Consider the following 20,941-nt stretch of genomic DNA (forward strand, 5'->3'; position numbering starts at 1 on the left):
TCCGGGTGCCCCCGGCGCGCCGCCGCCGGCCGCGGGCGCACCTCCGCCCGGCGCACCCAGTGCCGCACGACCGCCCGCGCCTCCGCCCGGCGCCCCCGCGCCAAGCGTCGTTCCCGGCACGGCAGCCGCAGCGCCGCCGCCCGACAAGGCGCAATACGCGCCGCCGACGGTTGCACCGGCCTTCCGGGCCGCGCCTCAGGTCACAGCGCCGCTGCCGCCACCGCCGCAGCCGCGGCGGGAGAATTTGACGCCGCTCGCCATCGGCGCAGGCGTGGTGGCCGGCGCTGTCGTCGGCGCGACCATCGCCAACATCCACAACCAGCGGCGGGAGGTCGTCGAAGGCGGCCGCACGGTCTACTACGAGCCGGACCGCGTCATCATCCGCGACCCGGGCGGGCAGCAATACGTCCGCGGCAACGATCTCTATCGCTTCCGCTACGGAGCCCGCGACATCCGCACCGAGACGATCGGCGGCGAAACCCGCACCGTGGTGATCCGTCCCGACGGCACGCAGGTCATCACCGTGGTCGGCTCCGACGGGCGGCTGCTCCGCCGCATCCGCCGCGACGACCGCGGCCGCGAGATCATCATCATCGACAACAGCTATCGCGACCCGCGTGCGATCGGCGGCTTCTATGTCGACCTGCCGCCGCCGGTGGTCCGCATTCCCTACGATCGCTACATCGTCAGCGCGGAGGAGGCGCCGCCGGAGGTGATCTATGAGACGATGGTGGCGCCGCCGGTGGAGCGCATCGATCGGCGCTACTCGCTCGACGAGATCCGCTACAGCCCCAACGTCCGCATGCGGATGCCGAGTATCGACGTCAACACCATCAACTTCGCCAGCGGTTCATGGGAGATTCCGCCGGACCAGGCCGCGAAGCTGCAGGCGATCGCCGACGGCCTCAACCGGGCGATCCAGGCCAACCCGCGCGAGGTGTTCCTGATCGAAGGCCACACCGACAAGGTCGGCTCCGACGTCGACAATCTCTCGCTGTCGGACCGCCGCGCCGAATCGGCCGCCACGCTGCTGACGCAACAGTTCGGCGTGCCGGCGGAGAACCTGACCTCGCAGGGCTATGGCGAGCAGTATCCGAAGGAGCAGATCGACGGGCCGAGCCTGATCAACCGGCGCGTCACCGTCCGCCGCATTACCCCGCTGCTCAATGGCGGCCAGGCCTCGCTGCCGCCGCCTCCGCCCGGCGTCGGGCCCGGGGGCCGGTAGCGCAAGGCACGCAGCAAATGGAAAATGGCCGGGAGCGATCCCGGCCATTTTTTTTCCGCGCCGCCGTCTTCCTGACGGCGCATCGGGCGCCCGGCGACGCTACCGCCCCACCGCGGCCAGGCCAAGCGCCTCCGCCATCACGCGAAAGACTTCGGTGTTGTCCATCGAACCCTTGACCCGCTCGCTGCCGGGCCCGATCGCGGTCAGGATGACGTCCTCGCCGGAATGCACGCTGGCGCCGACCATGGCCGGCAGGTTGCCCGGCCGCAGCACGGCGCCGGGAACGTCCTTGTACTTTTCATTGGCCTTGAACGTCGCGGAATCGTCGCCCTTCACCGTCGGCTCGTTGGGGCCGTCGAGCTTGGGCCGGAAGGTCTCGTAGTGGTCGGGCAGGCTGGCCGAGAAGATGGCGAGCCGACGGCTGACGTCGACGCGGGACGGATAGCCCTCGGCATCCGGCGCCGGATAGTTGGGGAAGCCGGCCCTGGCGTAAACGCCGACGCGCTCGCGGAACGGCACGTTCGGCGTCGCGCTCATGTCGTCATTGATGGTGCCGACGAGGCTGTTGGGGTGGCTGTGATCCGCCACCACAAGGATCAGGGTGTCATCACCGCGCTTGCTCGCCCAGTCCTTGGCCAGGCGCACGGCGTTGTCCAGCATGATGGTGTCGTAGACCGCACGCTCCATATCGAGCAGATGGGCGTATTTGTCGATCATGCCGGACTCCACCATCAGGAAGAAGCCGGCGTCGTTTCGCGACAGCACGTTCAAGGCGGCCTGAACCTGTTCGGTCAGGTCCGGCTGCTCGGGGAATTTGTTCACGCCGCCGCCCTTGAGGAACTTGCGGTCGAGCGCGCCATCCATGTTCCCGGCCGCGAACAGGCCGAGCAACCGGCGCGTCTCCGCCCTTGCCGCCACGGCATTGAGCTCGCCCGCGGTCATCGTCACGGGATAGCCGGCGTCGCGGAAGCGGGCGATGTAGTCGACGTCGTCCTTGCGCTTGCCGGATGCCGCCTTGGGCAGGAAGTTCGCGCTGCCGCCGCCCAGGAGCACGTCAGGCTTGGCTGCGAAATACTGCTCGACGATGGGGTCATACTCGGCGCGGCGGCGGGTGTGTGCGACCATTGCCGCGGGCGTTGCATCCTCGATTTCGGTGTTGCTGACGATGCCGACGGCCATGTTGAGCCGGCGCTTGACCAGGCTCGAGATGGTTTCGACCCTGGGATCGTCGAGCGGGTCCTTGGTGCGGTCGGCATAGACGCCCATCGCATTGACGGCGCTCTTGTGACCGGTGGCGTAGGCGCTGGCCGAGTTCGCGGAATCGGTGATGATGGAATCGGAGCCGGCGGTCGCCACCAGCGCCATATGCGGCATCTCATCCATCGCGAGCTTGCCGAGGCTCTTGCCTTCGGCGATGCCCTTGGAAAGCAGCCGCGCCGCGACGCGATGCGATAGCGACATGCCATCGCCAATGAACAGGATGACATTCTTCGCCTTGCGCGGGCCGGTGTCGTAGACGGTCCATGTCACCTTGCGGCTGCGCGTGCCGTCACTGGCTTCGACCACGACGGGACCGGGCGCTGACAGCGCGACGTCGCGCAGCAGCAGCGCCGACTGGTCCTTGCCATCCTCGCGCTCGACGAAAGTTCCAGCCCGGCCGAAAGCGGCGGCATAGTCCTGGCCGTTGACCGTCACCTTCAGCTTCGCCGGATCGACCTTGTCGGGGAATTCGACCTTGAAGTCGAACTGCGCGCCGGAAAGGATCTCGGCGCGGTCGATCGGGTAGATCGTCTGGGCAGCGGCCGCCGATGCCGAAAGCAGGAGACCGAGGGCGATGGTGACTGGCTTGATCATGGTGGAGGCTCCGCAACAAATTCCAGGCAAGCTAGCCGTTCCAGATGACGTGTCCATAACGGAGCCGCGACCACGCTGTCGTCGCCCCGGCGCAGGCCGGGACCCATAACCACGAGTGGATGTTGTGGAGAGAAAGCCGTCGCCCAGCGCGGTTCAACAATGTCCGCCGCGGCGTATGGGTCCCGGCTTTCGCCGGGACGACAGTTAGCCCTTATCGCTATCCAGCTTCGGAATGTACGAGCCTTCGCCGGCCGACAGCAGACCTGTGTCGGTGTAGAGCTTCAGCTTGGCGCGGGTGTCGGCGATGTCGAGGTTGCGCATGGTGAGCTGGCCGATGCGGTCGGCCGGCGTGAAGGCGGCATCTTCCACCTTCTCCATGCTCAAGCGCTCCGGCGCATAGGTCAGGTTCGGGCTTTCGGTGTTGAGGAGCGAGTAGTCGTTGCCGCGGCGCAGCTCCAGCGTCACCTCGCCGGTGACGGCGCGGGCGACCCAGCGCTGCGCGGTCTCGCGCAGCATCAGGGCCTGCGAATCGAACCAGCGGCCCTGGTAGAGTAGGCGGCCGAGCTTCATGCCGCTGATGCGGTATTGCTCGATGGTGTCCTCGTTGTGGATGCCGGTGACGAGGCGCTCATAGGCGATGTGCAGCAGCGCCATGCCGGGCGCCTCGTAGATGCCGCGGCTCTTGGCCTCGATGATGCGGTTCTCGATCTGGTCGCTCATGCCGAGGCCATGGCGGCCGCCGATCGCGTTGGCCTCGAGCAACAGCGCGACGGGATCGGCGAAGGTTTTTCCGTTGAGCGCGACGGGCTGGCCTTCCCCGAAGCGCACGACGACCTTTTCGGCCTTCACTGCGCAATCGTCGCGCCAGAACGGCACGCCCATGATGGGATTGACGATCTTGATGCCGCTATCGAGCTGCTCGAGGTCCTTGGCCTCGTGGGTGGCTCCTAACAGGTTGCTGTCGGTCGAATACGCCTTCTCCGCGCTCATCTTGTAGGCAAAGCCGTTGGCGGTCATGAACGCCGACATCTCGGCGCGGCCGCCGAGCTCGTCGATGAACTGCTGGTCGAGCCAGGGCTTGTAGATGCGCAGGGCCGGATTGGTCATCAGGCCGTAGCGATAGAAGCGCTCGATGTCGTTGCCCTTGTAGGTGGAGCCGTCGCCCCAGATGTTGACGCCGTCCTCCTGCATCGCTGCGACCAGCATGGTGCCGGTCACTGCGCGGCCGAGCGGCGTGGTGTTGAAGTAGGACAGCCCACCGGTCGAGACATGGAAGGCGCCGGCCTGGATGGCGGCGATGCCCTCGTGGACCAGCTGGGTGCGGCAATCCACCAGGAGCGCCTTCTCGGCGCCGAACTCACGCGCTTTACGCGGAATTTCGTCGTAGTCGGCTTCGTCCGGCTGGCCGAGATTGGCGGTGTAGGCAAAGACGCGCGCGCCCTTTTTCTTCATCCAGAGCAGCGCGGCGCTGGTGTCGAGACCGCCCGAAAAGGCGATGCCGACTTTCTCGCCCTTGGGCAGGCTCTTCAGGATCGTGGTCATCAAACGTCCAATCGGTCGAAGGTGCTGATCATCGGTGGTGGCTGGAGTGGGCGGATAACAAATTTCGCCGGTTTGAGCACGCGTTTTTGGGCACGGCTTCAATGGCGTTCCGGCAGCGCTCAGACGGTTTGGGCCGGACCTGCTTCGCGCCCCATCCAGCGCTGGCGGAGGCGGTAGCCCGGCCAGAACAGCTTGGTCAGCGCCGCGTCGATCCGCTCGTCGGACAGGCGGGTGCGCGGCCAGCGGTAGACAAGCGCATGGGCGAGCCAGATCACCAGGAAGGTGACGAGGCCGGCAATCGTCACGTCGGTGAAGAAGTGGCCGCCAAAGGCCATTCGCAGGCCCGAAGTGACGATGCCGAACACGGTGGCCGCAGTGTAAGCCAGCGGCCGCCATGGCGGCGGCGCCAGCGACGCCGGGGCATAGGTCCAGAAGGCGGTGGCGCCCTCGCCGGAAAAGAAGGAGCAGTTGCGGGCGCAGGTACCGCGAGGATCCCACCACGGCACGAACTCCTGGGGGCCGCTGAACTGCACCACCACGACCGGGCGCGGCCGGCCCCAATAGGTCTTGAAGGTGAGATTGGTGAGCACGCCCGCCGACAGCGCCAGCGTCGCCACCAGGAAGACGATGCTGCGGCCTTTCACCAATAGCGGCCGGTCCGGCCGGAACGCCTTCCAGATCAGCGCCGCGAAGGACGGGATCACGAAAGCCCAGGCGATCCACATCGCCGCATCGCGCGCAAAGGCCGCCACGCCGTTGACCTTGAGCGGGAAGGTTCTCGTGGCGACATCGTAGAAGGCCGCCGCCAGTTTCAGGTCGAGCTCAGGATAGAGCCCGAACAACAGGCCGATGACGAGGAAGAGCCCCAGCGCGATGAAGAGTCCGGTCCGGTTCATGGCGCGCGGTTTAGCCGAGGGAGGCGGGGATGAAAACCCCGTCATTGCGAGCGAAGCGAAGCAATCCATGGCGCCGCGAACGAAGCTGGATTGCTTCGTCGCGGAGCCTGTCATCGGGCGGCGCTTTGCGCCGACCCGTTGGCTCCTCGCAATGACGGAAATGGCCCCTACAGCGACGGCGGCCGCAAATTCGACGGCACGGGCGGCGGCGGACGGCGCGGCGGCGGCATGCGCCAGGCGCCGGCGTTGCGGCCGGCAATCATCCAGTAGACGAGGCCGGCGACGATGCCGGCGCCGGTCATGATCTCGAGATGGCGACGGACGATGCCGTCGAAATGCATGGTTTCGGGATCGAAGGGGATGAGGCCGAGATAGCAGGCTGCGCCGACCAGCCCGCCACCGACGGCATATACCAGCACGCTGCGGATGGAGAAGGCCTCGGTGATGACGGCGACGATCATCGCCGGCAACAGCGCAAAGCCGGAAATGAAGATGAAGCCGAGGCCGATGATGACGTTGATCGCCGGATCGACCTCACCGATGCCGAAATCGGTGAATTCCGGAAACAGCACCGCGCCGACCACGATCATCCCCGCCACGAGGCATGAGGCGAGGAAGGCGAAGAGGATGACTAACAGGCGGCCGATCAGGGCCATGGCGTCAGACTCCCGTCATTGCGAGGAGCCAACGGGTCGGCGCAAAGCGCCGCCCGATGACAGGCTCCGCGACGAAGCAATCCATCTATCCCCGCGCGGAGAGGTGGATTGCTTCGCTTCGCTCGCAATGACGGCGGAGGTGCGGCATCGCCTCATGTTCAATCCGTCATCGCCATGGCGCGCAGGGCCTGGCGCTCGCGCACCGAAAGCTTCTCCGTCTCCGACTTCAGCTGGCCGCAGGCGGCGAGGATGTCGCGGCCGCGCGGGGTGCGGACCGGCGAGGAGTAGCCGGCGTTGAAGATGTATTCGGAGAATTTTTCGATTCTATCCCAATCGGAGCATTCGTAAGCCGTGCCCGGCCACGGGTTGAACGGGATGAGATTGATCTTGGCCGGAATGCCCTTGAGCATCTTGACGAGAAGCTTGGCGTCGTCGAGGGAATCGTTGACGCCCTTCAGCATCACATATTCGAAGGTGATGCGGCGCGCATTGGAGGCGCCGGGATAATCGCGGCAGGCCTGCAAGAGTTCCGCGATCGGATATTTGCGGTTGAGCGGCACGAGTTCGTTGCGCAGCTCGTCGCGCACGGCGTGCAGCGAGATCGCCAGCATCACGCCGATCTCCTCGCCGGCGCGCACGATGTTCGGCACCACGCCCGAGGTCGACAGCGTGATGCGGCGGCGGGAGATGCCGACGCCCTCGTTGTCGGCGACGATCAGCAACGCATCGCGCACCGCGTCGAAATTGTAGAGCGGCTCGCCCATACCCATCATGACGATGTTGGTGACGAGGCGGCTGCCGTTCTCGCGATCGGCCCAATCATTCAGACGATCCCGCGCGACCATGACCTGGCCGACGATCTCGCCGGCGGTAAGGTTGCGCACCAGCCGCTGCGTGCCGGTGTGGCAGAACGCGCAATTCAGCGTGCAGCCGACCTGTGAGGAGACGCACAGCGTGCCGCGGTCGGTCTCGGGGATGTAGACGCACTCGACCTCGTGCGGCCTTTCGACATTGTCGCCGCTCGGCAGGCGCAGCAGCCATTTGCGGGTGCCGTCACTGGAGATCTGCTCGGCCACCACTTCGGGGCGGTCGACGGTGAAATGCTTCTCGAGCTCGGCGCGCATGTCCTTCGAGACGTTGGTCATCTCGGCAAAGGAACTTGCGCCACGAAAATACATCCAGTGCCAGAGCTGCTGGGTTCGCATCTTGCGCTGCGCCGGCGCGACGCCGATCTCGCCGAGGCGCTCGGCGATCTCGGCGCGCGATAGCCCGATCAGCGACGGCTTTGCCGGCGGCACGTAGGTTTCGAGCGGCTGCTTTTCCAAAGGCGCAGTGGCCGCAGTAATGGTGTCGGTCGAGGTCATCTGTCTTCTTGCGAGCTGCGAACCTGAGGGCTGTCGTTCCGGGGCGCGCGAAGCGCGAACCCGGAACCTCGAGATTCCGGGCTCGATGCTGCGCATCGCCCCGGAATGACGGGTGAAGCAATAGCCTTCAAATAGGCCTTCCACGGGCTCCAAACAACGCCGTTTTTGGCGTTACCGCCGGCAGTCCTGCGCGATGCGGTCGAGGGCCTGCGACAGGCCCTTCAGCGAGAAGATGTCCGTGGTCTCGGTGCCCTTGGCCGACATGCCCTTGACGGTGACGTCGGCGCCCTTGCGCATGGCGTCGACCATGCGCTCCTCCTCGGCGGCGTTCTTGATCCAGATGCCGTCGCCCTGGGTGTACATGGCGTAGCTGGCGCCGCCGACTTCGAGCGTGGATTCTGAGCCGGGCTTGAGCTGGTAGCCGATCATGATCGAGACTTCGTTGGTGACCTTCTCGGCCGGCCGGGTGGAGACGAAGGCATAGGCGGGATCGCGCGGGCGATTCGGCGGATTGGTCTTCGAGGAAGCGGGCTTTGCCAGGGCAAAGCACACCCGTTTGCCGTTCGGGGTCGCGGCGTAGGCGCCCCAGGTGCCGTATTGGCCGAGCAGGGTCGGCTCGGCGCCGCCGGCGGCCGCAGGCGGCGGTTTGGGCGCCTCCTTCTTGGCGGCCTTGGGCGCTGCTTGTGGCGCCGTGCCCTGTGCCAGCGCGAGGCCGGCGCCTGCGCATGCGAAGGTGACCGCCAACAGCGATGTGAGGATGTGCCGCACCATGATCCGGTCTCGTTCCCCCATCATTGTGACCTGAAGATGGCCCCGCCCCGCCATCATCGAAGCCGAGATGGATAGCCGGGAAAGACGTGTTTGGGAAGGCAGTTAGCCCGGCTGTACACGCCGTTCCGCACTCTATCGTGCCAAACCGCTGCCTCAGTTTTTCGCGCGGGCGGCGCGCTGATTCTCCCATTGCGCCTCGGTCCATTGCAGCAGGTCTTCGGCGCCGGAACTGCGCAAATGCGAACCGCCGTCCTGCACCACCATCTCGCCATTGATGAAGCCGGCCTGGTCGGAAATCAGGAAGCTGGCGAGATTGGCCAGTTCGGCGTGGTCGCCATGGCGGCCGAGCGGATTGCGGTCCGCCCAGCTCTCCTCGCGGCCCTTCGGGCGAAGCTGGCCGGTGGCTCCCGGCGTCGGAAAGGCGCCTGGCGCGATCGCAACCGTGCGGATGCCCTTCGGCCCCCACTCCACGGCGAGGCTCTTGGTCATCGCCAGCACTGCGGACTTCGCCATCGCCGAGGGCACGGTGAAGGCGCGGCCCGTGATGGTGGAGGTCGAAAGGATGGAGAGCACCACGCCCTTGTGCCCGCGTTCGATCCAGCGCCTGCCGGCCGCGAGCGTGCAATACATCGCGCCGTGCAGAGTGGGAGCAAGGATCGCGTCGGCGGCGCGGAACGACAGATGCTCGCTCTGCGCGATGAAGGTCGCAGCGGCGTTGTTGACCAGCACGTCGAGCGGCGCCGCGCCGAACACCCGATCCATCATCGCATCGACCGCGCCGCCGTCCCGGATGTCGCATCTTTCGACGCTGACGGTTGAGCCGTAATCGCTGCGCATCGCGGACGCCGTCTGCTCCAGCAATTCCAGCCGGCGGCCGCAGATGATCAGTTCGCCGCCGAGCTCGGCAAAGCGCCGCCCCATCGCCGCGCCAAGCCCCGAGCCGCCGCCGGTGATGAGGATGCGCTTGCCCTTGAGCAGGTTCTTTTCAAACATTGTTTCACTCCCCTCTTGCCCCCGTCATTGCGAGGAGCGCCAGCGACGAAGCAATCCACGCCTGCGCTTGCAGCAGTATGGATTGCTTCGCTTCGCTCGCAATGACGCAGGCTAGACCTGCAAGCAGCCAAAAACAGCCGATTCGGATTGTAGCCCGGCTTCAAATCCGGCATGAAGCAGGCAACCAATCAATCCAGCAAGCCCAGGGGTATCCATGAAGGCCATTCTCTGCTCGCAATACTGCCAACCCGACGATCTCGTGCTGGCGGATGTGCCCGATCCGGTGGCGGGGCCGGGCGAAGCCGTGATTGCGATCAAGGCGGCGGCGCTGAATTTTTTCGACATCCTGATGATCCAGGGCAAGTACCAGATCAAGCCGCCCTTCCCGTTTTCGCCGGCCGCGGAAGTGGCAGGCGTGATCGAGAGCGTCGGCGCCGGCGTGACCGATCTCAAGGTCGGCGACCGCGTGGTCGCCTCCTGCGGCCATAACGGCGCGCGCGAGAAGATCGCGCTGCCGGCGGCCTCCATCGTGAAGATCCCCGACAATCTCGACTACGACCGCGCCGCCGGCATCATCATCATCTACGGCACCGCGCTGCATGCGCTGGAAGACCGCGCCAGCCCGAAGCCCGGCGAGACGCTCGCGGTGCTCGGCGCGGCCGGCGGCACGGGGCTCGCCGCCTGCGAGCTCGGCAAGCTGATGGGGCTGAAGGTGATCGCCTGCGCCTCTTCCGACGAGAAGCTCGAATTCGCAAAACACCATGGCGCCGAGCTGACGCTGAACTATTCGAAGGAGGATCTGAAGGAGGGCCTGCGCAAGCTGACGGGCGGCAAGGGCGTCGACATCGTCTTCGATCCCGTCGGCGGCAGCTATGCCGAGGCTGCGCTGCGCTCGATCGCCTGGGAGGGCCGTTTCCTGGTGATCGGCTTTGCCGCCGGCGACATTCCGAAGATGCCGCTCAACCTCGCGCTGCTGAAGGGCTGCGACATCCGCGGCGTGTTCTGGGGCGCATGGACGCGCGTCAATCCGCAGAAGAACCGCGCCAATCTCGAGAAGCTGGTGAAGTGGACGGCGGAAGGAAAAATTTCGTCGCATGTCGACCGCACCTTCCCGCTGGCGCAGACGGCGGACGCGCTGAAAGTGCTCGCCGGGCGCAAGGCGATGGGCAAAGTGATCCTGCATCCCTGAAATCCGTGGGTTCCCGGTGCATCCGTAGTGTACCGGGGGCAGCACAAATTTCGCCGGAATTGAAACGACGTGGATGGTTAATCGCCGGCACGCCGCGCGATCGCGATCACCCGGATTCCACAGGCGTTAAACGTCGCGAGTCGGAATCAACGCGGCGCCAACAATGCATTTTTATGTGATTGAATTGGGCGAACACGCCTCAATCAAAACAAAATGTTTCCCGATTCGCGCCGATGAGCGTCGTTTTTTCAACCTAATCGCGAGGAGATTCATGACCCCAGTAGCGGGCGCTTGGGGCAGCAACACTACAACAAAATCGATGCCCCTCTCGTTCCCGTCGTTGCGTGTCAGTAGCGGGGAAGCATCACCATGGTGGAGAGTACCAAGCAGGTCCGGACGAGCGATCCGTTTGACCGCTTCGACGAAGCCATCAACGACCCGGGTCTTTATCCGACCTATCAGTACGAGCGTCCCGAATCGCGACAACTGGAACCGCTGCCGCAGGATCGGGTACCGCTCTTCCTCTCGGACTACGATCAGCAATACGAGCAGCCGCGTTACGAGGACGAGGCGGCGGAATACACGTTCGGCAGCAAGCGGGACAAGCCGCGCACCTCGCGCGTCGTGACCGGCGCAATCGCCGCAACCGCAGTGGCCGCAACCGTCGGTTTTTTCGCGATGGACGCGACGCGCTCGGTGTTCGTCAATGCCAAGGCTTCGCTTGCCGGCCTCGCGCCGGCCTCGTTCGGCGGCGGTGCGCCGCCTGAAGCCGCGCCGCCGCGCATCGCGCAGACCGCCGCACCCGAACCGCGGATCGCCGCGCCGGAAGCGCAGGCCGTCTATCGCGGACGTCCGGCGGAAGCCACCGTCGCGCCGGCCGCATTGGCCCCCGCCGCACCGGCTGCAGCAGCCGCGGTCGTCGCCAGGCCGGCGGATCCGGCCTTTGCCACGTCACCCTCGCGGCAAGACATCTCCGCCGCCTATCAATCGGCCATCAAGGGCCAGGTGGCTGCGCTCGCGCCCGCCGCGCCGCTTCCAGCAGCGCCGGCGCCGCAAATACGCCGCATCGACCCGGACGAGCTCGCAGGGCTGCTCACGCGCGCCAAGAGCCTGCTCGCGGTCGGCGATATCGCCTCTGCACGGCTGCTGCTCGAACGTGCCGCCGACGCGCAGGAAGCGGAAGCCGCGCTGATGCTGGGCACCACCTACGATCCGCAGGTGCTGGGCAACCAGGACATGCGCAGCGTCACGCCCGATGCCGCCAAGGCGCGGCATTGGTACCAGAAGGCCGCGACGCTCGGCTCCGCCGATGCCCGCCGGCGGCTGTCACAGATCCAGAACTAGAGCCTGATCCCCGAAAAGTCGGCACCGGTTTCGGAGAGGATCATGCTCGAAGATTAAGAGGCGCAAACGCGGGCGGAAGAATTCCATCCGCACAAAATTCTGGCGCGGGCTGACGGGTGGAAGACGCGCCGTCTCGCACCAGCAATCACCCGAAACCAAACCCGACCAGCAGGGGACTTTTATTGATGCGACGTTTGTTTGCGATGGCACTCGTTGCCGCGACCATGACATGCGGGCCTTCGGCACGCGCCAACGAAGCCGATACGGAATCGGCCAAGGTCAGCGACAGCCTCAAGGCAATCTTTCAGTTCGGTTCGGCCGCCACCAAGCAGGCGCTGAACGCGAACACGGTGACCGTGATCTCGGGAACGATCGGCGGCACCTATGTGCAGTTCGGCGCCGATCTGGCCTCCGTGCTCGACGACGGAAACAAGTTGCGCGTACTTTCGATCGTCGGGCGCGGTTCGGTCCAGAGCGTCGCCGACATCCTGTTCCTGCAGGGCGTCGACCTCGGCATCGTCCGCTCCGACACGCTCGACTATCTGGAGCGGCGAGGCTTCGCCAAGGACATCAAGAAGCAGTTCACCTACGTGACGAAGCTCTACAATGAAGAGATGACGGTGCTGGCGCCGAAGACGATCAGGAGCCTGAAGGACCTCAACGGCAAGCGGGTCAGCGTCGACCTGCCCAACGGCGGCACCTTCGTGACCGCGCACACCGTGTTCGAGCGGATCGGGGTCAAGCCCCAGTTCTTCTACATCGAGCAGCGCATCGCGATGGAGAAGCTCCTCAAGGGCGAGCTCGACGCCGTGATCGTCTGCGGCGGCAAGCCGTACAAATCGGTCAGCAACTTCAAGAACGACGGCCGCTTCCATCTCGCCAAGGTCGACTACGACAAGCCGCTGCAGAAGGACTACCTGCCCGCAACCTTCAGCTCGAAGGACTACCCGAACCTGATCGCCGAGGGCGAGACGGTGGACACCATCGCGGTGCCGGCGGTGCTGGCGGCCTACAACTGGGCGCCCAACACCGAGCGCTATCGCAAGCTCTCCACGTTCGTCGAAGCCTTCTTCACCAAGTTCCCGGCGTTCCAGAATCCGCCCTTCCATCCGAAATGGAAGGAAGTCTCGCTGTCCGCGCCGCTCGCCGACTGGCAGCGCCTGCCCTACGCCGAGCAGTGGCTGAAGTCGCACAATGTGGAAGCCGTCACCCGCACCCGCTTCGACGAATTCCTGAAGCAGGCGCCGGCAGCCGCCGCGACGATCAAGAGCGACGGCGATCGCGAGGCGCTGTTCAAGCAGTTCCAGGCGTGGGACGCCGAGCGCAATGCGCGGGCGCAGGTCCGCCCGGCGCAGGCGGCGAAGTAAGGCGGCAGCAAGTCCGCACGGCAAGTCCTGCAGGCGTGATCGCGATATCCGCGGTCACGCCTGTTGCTTTTGGCTAGACCAGGCGGACGGATCGGCGGCCTCGACGCCGCGCTTGAGCGCGGCCCGTGCCGCCTCGCGATGCTCGGAAGTGATGTTGCCGGCGACCATGCGGATGGCGGCGGCGAGCACCGCGGCATCGTCGGTGAAACCGAGGATCGGCAGCATGTCCGGCATGAAGTCAAACGGCAGGACGAAATAGGCGAGCGCGGCCAAGAGGGCGACCTGGACATGCCGCGGCGTCTGCCGGTCGAAGGCGCAGTAATAGGCCGCAAGCAGATCCTCGGCGAAAGGCAGCTGCGCCACCACCTTCTTGAACTTGATCCAGAACCGCCGGCGCACGCTGTCGCGATCCTGCGCCAGTCTGTCGGCCGGCTCGAACCCCACACCGTGTTCGCTCGTTGCCATCGCTCCAGCCCTCACGATGCGGCGGCCGGATCGCCGCGATCCGGATTCAGGTAGGGACAGCAAACGGCCGGCGCAAGCGGCTTTCAGAACACGCCGAGCTGGCGGGCGATGCCGTTCATCGCCTTGGCCAGCTCGATGTCGAGCCTGGTGACCCCGCCGGCGTCATGGGTCGCCAGCACCACCTCCACCGTCTTGTAGACATTGCGCCATTCCGGATGGTGGTCGTGTTTCTCGGCGACCAGCGCGGCGCGCGACATGAAGCCGAACGCCTCGTTGAAATCCTTGAAAGTGAAGGTGCGCTCGATCGCCTCGCGGCCGGATGCCTCCTCCCAGCCCGCCAGCTCGGTCAATGCCGCTTGCCTCGCCTCTGCCGATAACCGCTCCGCCATGTGCGCCTCCTCGTTTCACGGGAACTTTACCCTAACACCGGCCGCGGCCTCGCGATCCATGCCACAATCGGCCCCGTGTCGTGCGCCGGTAACCATGACCGCGAGGCCCCGCGCGCCGGCAACAAAATTTTGCTAAAATTTGCTGTCTAATCGCTTTCGTACTCATGAAATTGTCTTTGAAACGGTTGTTTGCGCGATCCATGGCCGGCGGACCCGACCTCGCTTATTCGACGATCCCTTCGCCGCGCTCATCGCGCTCGGTGAAGCGCCGGCTCGCCTTCGTCACGCTGGCCGGTCTGATGGCCGTGCTCGGCATTGCCGCCGCCGCCTATTATTTCGCTGTGCGACCGGTGATCCTGAAGGTCGCGGTCGGCCCCGCCAACAGCGACGATCTCAGGGTGGTGCAGACGCTGGCGCAGGCCTTCAACAACCAGCGCAACAACCAGATCCGGCTGCGGCCGCTGCCGACCGAAGGCGCCATCGCCAGCGCACAGGCGCTCGCCGACGGCAAGGCCGACCTTGCCATCATCCGCGGCGATCTCGATGTGCCGAAGAACGCGCAGGCCGTCGCCACGCTGCGCAAGAACGTCGCCGTGCTGTGGGTGCCGCCCACGACGAAGGCGAAGGGCAAGAAAACGCCGCCGAAGATCACCCGGATCGCGCAGCTCGCCGGCCACCGCATTGGCGTGATTGGCCGCACCCAAGCCAACGTCAACCTGCTGAAGGTGATCCTGAAGCAATACGGCGTCGATCCGAACAAGGTCGAAATCGTCCAGTTCCCGGCCAACGAGGCGGCGGAAGCGATCCGCAACCAGCGGGCCGACGCCTACATCGCCGCAGGTCCCGTCAACAGCAAGATCACCACCGACGCGATCCTGGCCTCCAGCCGCGACGGCGGCACGCCGACCATTCTCGCCCTCGACCTCGCAGAAGCGATCGCGCAAAACCATCCGGCCTATGAGGCTTCCGACATCCCCGCCGGCTCCTTCGGCTCGGTGCCGGAGGAAGAGGTCAAGACCATCGGCTTTGCGCATCACATCGTCGCGCGCAAAGGCTTGCCCGAATCGACGGTTGCCGCGTTCACCCGGCAGCTGTTCTCGATCCGCCAGGCCCTGAAGAACGAATTCCCGCTCGCCGCCAAGATCGAGACGCCGGATACCGACAAGGACGCCACCCTCCCGGCGCATCCCGGCGCCGCCGCCTTCGTCGACGGCGAGGAAAAGACTTTCCTCGACCGCTACAGCGACTTCATCTGGTGGGGGCTGATGGCGTTCTCGGCGATGGGTTCGGCTGGCGCGTGGTTTGCCGGCTACCTGAAGAAGGATGACCGCAACAACAACTCCTCGCTGCGCGATCGGCTGCTGGACATGATCGCCGCCGCCCGCAAGAGCGAATCGACCGACGAGCTCGACCAGTTGCAGTCCGAGGCAGACGACATTCTGCGCGAAACGCTGCAATGTTTCGAGCACGGCGCAATCGAGGAAGGCGCGCTGATCGCCTTCAACATCGCGCTCGAGCAGTTCCACAACGCGGTCGCCGACCGCCGCACGTTGCTGGTGAGCCTGCCGCAGTATTTGCAGCGCACGGCGCAGCTCCGCGCCACCGGGACGATTTGAGCGTTCCGGTGGCGTTGTTGCGCCGTCATGCGTTCGTCCTATAGCCTCGACCGACCGTTCGGTTCGCTCCGGACCATCCCCCGTCATTGCGAGCGAAGCGAAGCAATCCATGGTGCGGCAAGCACAAAGCTGGATTGCTTCGTCGCTTTCGCTCCTCGCAATGACGGGAAAAAGACGGCGAGGCCCCCATGACTGTGCGAATAACCCGCCGCCGCTTCGTCTTGACCGCCAGCGCCGCCGCGCTCGGCACGATCGCGATGCCCTATCTCAGCCGCGCTGCGGACCGGCCGCAGATTCCGCAAGGGGTGCAGTCCGGCGACGTCAGCACCGGCAGCGGCGTGGTGTGGGCGCGCGCCGACCGGCCCTCGCAGATGCTGGTCGAGGTCTCCACCACCGAATCCTTTGCCGGCCTTCGCGCGCTGCCGCCGGTCGCGGCGCTGCCCGAAAGCGACTTCACCGCAAAGATGCTGCTGGAGAATCTCCCGGCGGGGCAGGATATCTTCTATCGCGTGCGATTCCGCGACCTCGCCCATCCCACCATCCTCGGCGAGGCGGTCGTCGGCCGCTTCCGCACCGCGCCCGCGAGCAACCGCGACGTCAGCTTCGTCTGGGGCGGCGACGTCGCAGGGCAAGGCTGGGGCATCAACCCCGACGACGGCGGCATGGCGACCTTCGCCACCATGCGCAAGCACAACCCGGATTTCTTCCTGCATTCCGGCGACACCATCTATGCCGACGGCCCGCTGAAGCCGGAGGTGACGCTCGCCGACGGCGGGACCTGGAAGAACGTTCTGGTTCCCGAGAAGATGAAAGTCGCCGAGACGCTCGACGAGTTCCGCGCCGCGCACAAGTACAATTTCCTCGACGACAACCTGCGCGCCTTCAATGCGGAAGTGCCGATCTTCGTGCAATGGGACGACCACGAGGTCGTCAACAACTGGTCGGCGTCGAAGCAGCTGCCGCAGGCCTACAAGGTGCGCGACATCAACCTGCTCGCGGCGAGAGCCAGGCGCGCCTTCCACGAAATGTATCCGACACGCGAGAACCTTAGTGAGCCCGGCCGTATCTACTGCAACATCGGCTACGGCCCGCATCTCGAAGTGTTCATCCTGGACGAGCGCAGCTATCGCGGACCGAACGGCGAAAACCAGCAGACGGAATACGGTCCGGAGGCGTATTTCCTCGGTCCCGATCAGCTCGGCTGGCTGAAGCGCGCGCTCATCAACTCGCGCGCCACCTGGAAGGTGATCGCCTCCGACATGCCGCTATCCATCATCGTGCACGACGACTGGTCCAGCAAAAGCGGCTCGGAAGCGGTGGCGCAGGGCGATGGCCCGCCGCGCGGCCGCGAACTCGAGATCGCAGATCTGCTGCGCTTCATCAAGACGGCAGGGATCGTCAACACGGTGTGGCTGACCGCCGACGTGCACTACACGGCCGCGCACTACTACAATCCCGACAAGGCGCAATTCCCTGATTTCGAGCCGTTCTGGGAATTCGTCTCCGGCCCGCTGCATGCCGGCACGTTCGGCCCGGGCGAGCTCGACAACACGTTCGGACCCGAGGTGAAGTTCGTCAAGGCGCCGGGACCGGGCAGGCAGAACCTGCCGCCGTCCGCCGGCATGCAGTTCTTCGGTCATGTCCGCATCGATGGCGCGACCGGCCGGATGACGGTGACGCTGCGCGACCGCGCCGACACCGCGCTATGGTCGACGACGCTCGAACCGAAGCCGGTGTAGAACCGCATCTATCCGCGCTGCATGTGCTGACGCAGCGCCGTTATCAGAACCTCTCTGGTGCAGGGTTTCGGCAGCTTCGGCGTACCCTTCAACGCGGGCGGCAAGGCGATCTCGCCGTCATAGCCCGTGACGAAGACGAACGGTATCTGCATCGCATGCAACCGCTCGGCCACCGCAAAACTGTTTCCGCCGGCGAGGCCGACATCGAGCATGGCGAAATCAGGCGCGCGATCGGCAATCAGCTCCAATGCCCGCGCCACGCTGCCGGCGGTGCGCACCGTCTTCACGCCAAAACCGAGAATCGTATCCTCGAAATCCAGCGCGATGATCGCATCGTCCTCCACAATCAGGACGTCGTTCGGCAATCCCTGGGAATCGGCAGGTTCCATGATCTCTGGGTCAGGTTGGATTGGATGCCCCCGGCGGACGCCCGGAGGGGGCCCTGATGGCGGCGCCTCGATGGAAGCGCGCCGCCGGTTCCCTGCGCGAAGCCATCACATCCCATGTGTTGTTGTCTGTGCACTAGTGGACATAAAGCAGGAACTCTATCGCCTATCGTCGCTTATCGCTTGGAGGGAATCTGCGATGCTGATGCGACGCGACGAAAAAGCCGAAGTGGCCGACCGTCCGTTCAATAATCTGTTGCGGCGGCTGAATGCCGGTGACTACGCGCTGCTTGAACCACATCTTGCCGCCAACGAAACGAAAGCCGGCGACCTTCTCTACAACCCCGGCGACAACGTCCATACCGTGCACTTCCCCTGCGGACCGACGCTCGTCACCTACATGGTCCCGAACGAGGACGGCCGCGATGTGGAGACGATCCTGATCGGCCGCGAAGGCGCGGTCGGCGGCATCGTCAGCCAGGGTTTTCTGCCGGCCTATACCCGCATCACCGTCAAATTCGGCGGGCCGGTGATGCGGCTCGGCATTGCCAAGCTCGAATCCGCCAAAGCCGCCTCGCCGAGCCTGCGCAACATCTTTGCCCGTTACGCCGATTGCTTGCTGGCGCAGATGTTTCAGTCGACCGCCTGCAACGCCATCCATTCGATCGAGCAGCGCACGGCGAAGTGGATCCTCTCCGCAATGGAGCGCACCGATGGCGACCATATGGTGCCGCTCACCCATGAGCAGCTCGCCACCTTGCTTGGGGTCGGCCGCTCCTATGCCAGCCGGGTGATCCAGACCTTCAAGGCCCAGGGCGTGCTCGAGACCCGCCGCGGCGCCATTGTGGTGCGCGAGCCCGACGCATTGCGCCAGCACGCCTGTCTCTGCAACGAGGCCGTCAAATCCCACTTCGAGGAGGTCTTGCGGGGGGTCTATCCGGACCCGGCGATGGACAATTGAGCGGGCTTGGGCCCAAAAATGAGCTAACCAAACCCCCGAAAGACCGTTGTTTTTTGCCGTTTTCTGAATATATTGCGCCGCAACGAGCAAGGAGTGCCCGGTCGATTTGGCCGGGCTTCCTTTTTGGGGCCTAAGCCCCTCGAATTTCAAAGGTTTTGAGCGTCATCCGAAACCGGCGTCCCGGATTTTCCGGCGAGAGCGCCCATCACCTTGCATGACCTGACAAAGAAACGGCCCATGAACCTCCGCAACGTCGCCATTATCGCCCACGTCGACCACGGCAAGACCACCCTGGTCGACCGCCTGCTGCAGCAGTCCGGCACCTTCCGCGAAAATCAAAAAGTAGCGGAGCGCGCCATGGACTCCAATGACCTGGAGCGCGAGCGCGGCATCACCATCCTGGCCAAGGCCGCCTCGGTGCAGTGGAAGGACACCCGCATCAACATCGTCGACACGCCCGGCCACGCCGATTTCGGCGGCGAGGTCGAGCGCATCCTCAACATGGTCGACGGCGCGCTGGTGCTGGTGGACGCCGCCGAAGGCCCGCTGCCGCAGACCAAGTTCGTGGTGTCGAAGGCGCTCAAGGTGGGCCTGAAGCCGATCGTCGTCATCAACAAGGTTGACCGCCCCGACGCGCGGCCGACCGAAGTGATCAACGAGGTGTTCGATCTCTTCGCAGCGCTCGATGCCAGCGAGGAGCAGCTCGATTTCCCGATCCTCTACGGGTCGGCCAAGCAAGGCTGGATGGCGGAAAGCCCGGAAGGTCCGAAGGACAAGGGCATGCAGCCGCTGTTCGACCTGATCGAGCGCCATGTCGCGCCGCCGCAGGTCGAGGACGGGCCGTTCCGCATGATCGGCACCATTCTGGAAGCCAATCCCTATCTCGGCCGCATCATCACCGGCCGCATCACCTCGGGCTCGATCAGGCCGAACCAGCAGATCAAGGTGCTGAGCGCCGACGGCAAGGTGATCGAGCAGGGACGCCTCACCAAGATCCTCGCCTTCCGCGGCATCGAGCGCACGCCGCTGGAGGAAGCCGAAGCCGGCGACATCGTCGCCATCGCCGGCCTTACCAAGGGCACTGTCGCCGACACCTTCTGCGATCCTTCCGTCGAGACGCCGCTGCCGGCGCAGCCGATCGATCCGCCGACGGTGTCGATGTCCTTTATCGTCAACAACTCGCCGCTCGCCGGCACCGAGGGCGACAAGGTCACCTCGCGCATGATCCGCGACCGCCTGCTGCGCGAAGCCGAAGGCAATGTCGCGCTGCGCGTGGTGGAAGCCGCCGACAAGGACGCCATGGAAGTGTCCGGCCGCGGCGAATTGCAGCTGGCGATCCTGATCGAGACCATGCGCCGCGAGGGCTTCGAGCTCTCGGTGTCGCGTCCGCGCGTCGTGCTCAGGAAGGACGAGGCGACCGGACAGACGATGGAGCCGATCGAGGAGGTCGTCATCGACGTCGACGAGGAGCATTCCGGCGTCGTCGTGCAGAAGATGAGCGAGCGCAGGGCCGAGATGATCGAGATGCGTCCCTCCGGCGGCAACCGCCTGCGCCTGGTGTTCTACGCGCCGACCCGCGGCCTGATCGGTTATCAGGGCGAGCTGCTCACCGACACCCGCGGCACCGCGATCATGAACCGCCTGTTCCACGGCTATGCGCCCTACAAGGGCGAGATCCAGGGCCGCCGCAACGGCGTTTTGATCTCCAACGACCAGGGCGACGCGGTGGCCTACGCCATGTTCAAGCTGGAAGACCGCGGCCCGATGATGATCGAGCCGGGCTGGAAGGTCTATCGTGGCATGATCGTCGGCGAGCACACCCGCGACAACGACCTTGAGATCAACGTGCTCAAGGGCAAGCAGCTTACCAACATCCGCACCACCTCGAAGGACGAGGCGGTGCGCCTGACCCCGCCGATCCGGATGACGCTGGAAAAGGCGCTCGCCTATATCGAGGACGACGAGCTGGTCGAGGTCACCCCGAAGTCGATCCGCCTGCGCAAGAAGTTCCTCGACGCCAACGACCGCAAGCGCGCGGAAAAGGCCAAGGAAGCGGTGGCCTGATCAGGTCTCTTGCCCCGGACGCAGTGCAGCGCGTAGCGGTGCACTGCTGAGCCGGGCCCATGCCTCGGAAAAGACTGGGTCCCGGCTCTGCGGAGCAGCGTTCCGGGACACGATAGTATT

18 protein-coding genes are annotated in these 20,941 nt (G+C 65.3%); 8 read left to right on the forward strand and 10 right to left on the reverse strand.

From position 1 onward, the window contains the following. On the forward strand, nt 1–1,225 hold a 1,225-nt coding region (locus tag ACT4OC_RS22720; protein ID WP_444841278.1), incomplete at its 5' end, for an OmpA family protein. 99 nt (nt 1,226–1,324) lie between these two features. Here ACT4OC_RS22720 and ACT4OC_RS22725 read toward each other — a convergent pair. The 7 genes from ACT4OC_RS22725 to ACT4OC_RS22755 all read right to left on the reverse strand — a co-directional run bounded on the left by ACT4OC_RS22725 (nt 1,325) and on the right by ACT4OC_RS22755 (nt 9,301). Continuing rightward, the gene (locus ACT4OC_RS22725; protein ID WP_444841279.1) at nt 1,325–3,079 is read right to left on the reverse strand and encodes an alkaline phosphatase; all 1,755 of its coding nucleotides are present in this window, start codon (nt 3,077–3,079) and stop codon (nt 1,325–1,327) included. Between the two features lie 204 nt (nt 3,080–3,283). After that, nucleotides 3,284–4,621 (reverse strand): argininosuccinate synthase, encoded by a 1,338-nt coding sequence (gene argG / locus ACT4OC_RS22730; RefSeq protein WP_444841280.1) that lies wholly within the window; start codon nt 4,619–4,621, stop codon nt 3,284–3,286. 119 nt (nt 4,622–4,740) lie between these two features. Then, a complete protein-coding gene (locus ACT4OC_RS22735; RefSeq protein WP_444841281.1) occupies nt 4,741–5,517 on the reverse strand; it encodes a phosphatase PAP2 family protein in 777 nt (258 codons plus the stop codon). A 167-nt stretch (nt 5,518–5,684) separates the two neighbouring features. After that, entirely contained in the window at nt 5,685–6,173 is a 489-nt protein-coding gene (locus ACT4OC_RS22740; RefSeq protein WP_444841282.1) for a hypothetical protein, read from the reverse strand. Nucleotides 6,174–6,331: 158 nt separating this feature from the next. Further along, nucleotides 6,332–7,537 carry a 23S rRNA (adenine(2503)-C(2))-methyltransferase RlmN gene (gene rlmN, locus ACT4OC_RS22745; RefSeq protein ID WP_444841283.1) on the reverse strand — a complete coding sequence of 402 codons (1,206 nt, stop codon included), beginning with the start codon at nt 7,535–7,537 and terminating at the stop codon, nt 6,332–6,334. A gap of 171 nt (nt 7,538–7,708) precedes the next feature. Beyond that, nucleotides 7,709–8,308, reverse strand: coding sequence for an invasion associated locus B family protein (locus ACT4OC_RS22750; protein ID WP_444841284.1), 600 nt, complete (start codon nt 8,306–8,308; stop codon nt 7,709–7,711). A gap of 153 nt (nt 8,309–8,461) precedes the next feature. Continuing rightward, the gene (locus tag ACT4OC_RS22755; RefSeq protein ID WP_444841285.1) at nt 8,462–9,301 is read right to left on the reverse strand and encodes an SDR family oxidoreductase; all 840 of its coding nucleotides are present in this window, start codon (nt 9,299–9,301) and stop codon (nt 8,462–8,464) included. Between the two features lie 214 nt (nt 9,302–9,515). On the opposite strand from ACT4OC_RS22755, the gene ACT4OC_RS22760 reads away from it, so the two are divergent. The 3 genes from ACT4OC_RS22760 (at nt 9,516) to ACT4OC_RS22770 (ending at nt 13,201) form a co-directional block, all read left to right on the forward strand. Further along, entirely contained in the window at nt 9,516–10,490 is a 975-nt protein-coding gene (locus tag ACT4OC_RS22760; RefSeq protein WP_444841286.1) for an NADPH:quinone oxidoreductase family protein, read from the forward strand. Nucleotides 10,491–10,859: 369 nt separating this feature from the next. After that, nucleotides 10,860–11,834, forward strand: coding sequence for a hypothetical protein (locus ACT4OC_RS22765; protein ID WP_444841287.1), 975 nt, complete (start codon nt 10,860–10,862; stop codon nt 11,832–11,834). A gap of 185 nt (nt 11,835–12,019) precedes the next feature. Continuing rightward, a complete protein-coding gene (locus tag ACT4OC_RS22770; RefSeq protein WP_444841288.1) occupies nt 12,020–13,201 on the forward strand; it encodes a TAXI family TRAP transporter solute-binding subunit in 1,182 nt (393 codons plus the stop codon). A gap of 54 nt (nt 13,202–13,255) precedes the next feature. On the opposite strand, the gene ACT4OC_RS22775 is transcribed toward ACT4OC_RS22770, so the two are convergent. Next, nucleotides 13,256–13,666: a YkvA family protein gene (locus ACT4OC_RS22775; protein ID WP_444841289.1), complete on the reverse strand. Its 411-nt coding sequence runs from the start codon at nt 13,664–13,666 to the stop codon at nt 13,256–13,258. A gap of 83 nt (nt 13,667–13,749) precedes the next feature. Next, a complete protein-coding gene (locus tag ACT4OC_RS22780; protein WP_444841290.1) occupies nt 13,750–14,055 on the reverse strand; it encodes a 4a-hydroxytetrahydrobiopterin dehydratase in 306 nt (101 codons plus the stop codon). A gap of 164 nt (nt 14,056–14,219) precedes the next feature. On the opposite strand from ACT4OC_RS22780, the gene ACT4OC_RS22785 reads away from it, so the two are divergent. Both ACT4OC_RS22785 and ACT4OC_RS22790 read left to right on the forward strand, forming a co-directional pair. Then, nucleotides 14,220–15,671, forward strand: coding sequence for a TAXI family TRAP transporter solute-binding subunit (locus ACT4OC_RS22785; protein WP_444841291.1), 1,452 nt, complete (start codon nt 14,220–14,222; stop codon nt 15,669–15,671). A gap of 188 nt (nt 15,672–15,859) precedes the next feature. Further along, nucleotides 15,860–17,410, forward strand: a complete 1,551-nt coding sequence (locus ACT4OC_RS22790; protein ID WP_444841292.1) for an alkaline phosphatase D family protein — start codon at nt 15,860–15,862, stop codon at nt 17,408–17,410. 8 nt (nt 17,411–17,418) lie between these two features. Here ACT4OC_RS22790 and ACT4OC_RS22795 read toward each other — a convergent pair whose 3' ends face one another. Next, nucleotides 17,419–17,799, reverse strand: a complete 381-nt coding sequence (locus tag ACT4OC_RS22795; protein ID WP_444841293.1) for a response regulator — start codon at nt 17,797–17,799, stop codon at nt 17,419–17,421. Between the two features lie 196 nt (nt 17,800–17,995). Here ACT4OC_RS22795 and ACT4OC_RS22800 point away from each other — a divergent pair, with 196 nt between their 5' ends. Together ACT4OC_RS22800 and typA are read left to right on the forward strand one after the other, a co-directional pair. After that, nucleotides 17,996–18,757 (forward strand): Crp/Fnr family transcriptional regulator, encoded by a 762-nt coding sequence (locus ACT4OC_RS22800; protein WP_444841294.1) that lies wholly within the window; start codon nt 17,996–17,998, stop codon nt 18,755–18,757. 237 nt (nt 18,758–18,994) lie between these two features. After that, the gene (gene typA, locus ACT4OC_RS22805; RefSeq protein WP_444841295.1) at nt 18,995–20,821 is read left to right on the forward strand and encodes a translational GTPase TypA; all 1,827 of its coding nucleotides are present in this window, start codon (nt 18,995–18,997) and stop codon (nt 20,819–20,821) included. Nucleotides 20,822–20,941 lie beyond the last annotated feature (120 nt).

Origin of the sequence: Bradyrhizobium sp. (assembly GCF_052389815.1) — a bacterium.
In the GTDB taxonomy this organism is placed as follows: Bacteria; Pseudomonadota; Alphaproteobacteria; order Rhizobiales; family Xanthobacteraceae; genus Bradyrhizobium.

What these genes read in the sequence shown, in the direction of transcription:
- ACT4OC_RS22725 (WP_444841279.1), bottom strand. Translation starts at nt 3,079, where the DNA reads ATGATCAAGCCAGTCACCATCGCCCTCGGTCTCCTGCTTTCGGCATCG.
- argG (WP_444841280.1), bottom strand. Translation starts at nt 4,621, where the DNA reads ATGACCACGATCCTGAAGAGCCTGCCCAAGGGCGAGAAAGTCGGCATC.
- ACT4OC_RS22735 (WP_444841281.1), bottom strand. Translation starts at nt 5,517, where the DNA reads ATGAACCGGACCGGACTCTTCATCGCGCTGGGGCTCTTCCTCGTCATC.
- ACT4OC_RS22740 (WP_444841282.1), bottom strand. Translation starts at nt 6,173, where the DNA reads ATGGCCCTGATCGGCCGCCTGTTAGTCATCCTCTTCGCCTTCCTCGCC.
- rlmN (WP_444841283.1), bottom strand. Translation starts at nt 7,537, where the DNA reads ATGACCTCGACCGACACCATTACTGCGGCCACTGCGCCTTTGGAAAAG.
- ACT4OC_RS22750 (WP_444841284.1), bottom strand. Translation starts at nt 8,308, where the DNA reads ATGGTGCGGCACATCCTCACATCGCTGTTGGCGGTCACCTTCGCATGC.
- ACT4OC_RS22755 (WP_444841285.1), bottom strand. Translation starts at nt 9,301, where the DNA reads ATGTTTGAAAAGAACCTGCTCAAGGGCAAGCGCATCCTCATCACCGGC.
- ACT4OC_RS22760 (WP_444841286.1), top strand. Translation starts at nt 9,516, where the DNA reads ATGAAGGCCATTCTCTGCTCGCAATACTGCCAACCCGACGATCTCGTG.
- ACT4OC_RS22765 (WP_444841287.1), top strand. Translation starts at nt 10,860, where the DNA reads ATGGTGGAGAGTACCAAGCAGGTCCGGACGAGCGATCCGTTTGACCGC.
- ACT4OC_RS22770 (WP_444841288.1), top strand. Translation starts at nt 12,020, where the DNA reads ATGCGACGTTTGTTTGCGATGGCACTCGTTGCCGCGACCATGACATGC.
- ACT4OC_RS22775 (WP_444841289.1), bottom strand. Translation starts at nt 13,666, where the DNA reads ATGGCAACGAGCGAACACGGTGTGGGGTTCGAGCCGGCCGACAGACTG.
- ACT4OC_RS22780 (WP_444841290.1), bottom strand. Translation starts at nt 14,055, where the DNA reads ATGGCGGAGCGGTTATCGGCAGAGGCGAGGCAAGCGGCATTGACCGAG.
- ACT4OC_RS22785 (WP_444841291.1), top strand. Translation starts at nt 14,220, where the DNA reads ATGAAATTGTCTTTGAAACGGTTGTTTGCGCGATCCATGGCCGGCGGA.
- ACT4OC_RS22790 (WP_444841292.1), top strand. Translation starts at nt 15,860, where the DNA reads ATGACTGTGCGAATAACCCGCCGCCGCTTCGTCTTGACCGCCAGCGCC.
- ACT4OC_RS22795 (WP_444841293.1), bottom strand. Translation starts at nt 17,799, where the DNA reads ATGGAACCTGCCGATTCCCAGGGATTGCCGAACGACGTCCTGATTGTG.
- ACT4OC_RS22800 (WP_444841294.1), top strand. Translation starts at nt 17,996, where the DNA reads ATGCTGATGCGACGCGACGAAAAAGCCGAAGTGGCCGACCGTCCGTTC.
- typA (WP_444841295.1), top strand. Translation starts at nt 18,995, where the DNA reads ATGAACCTCCGCAACGTCGCCATTATCGCCCACGTCGACCACGGCAAG.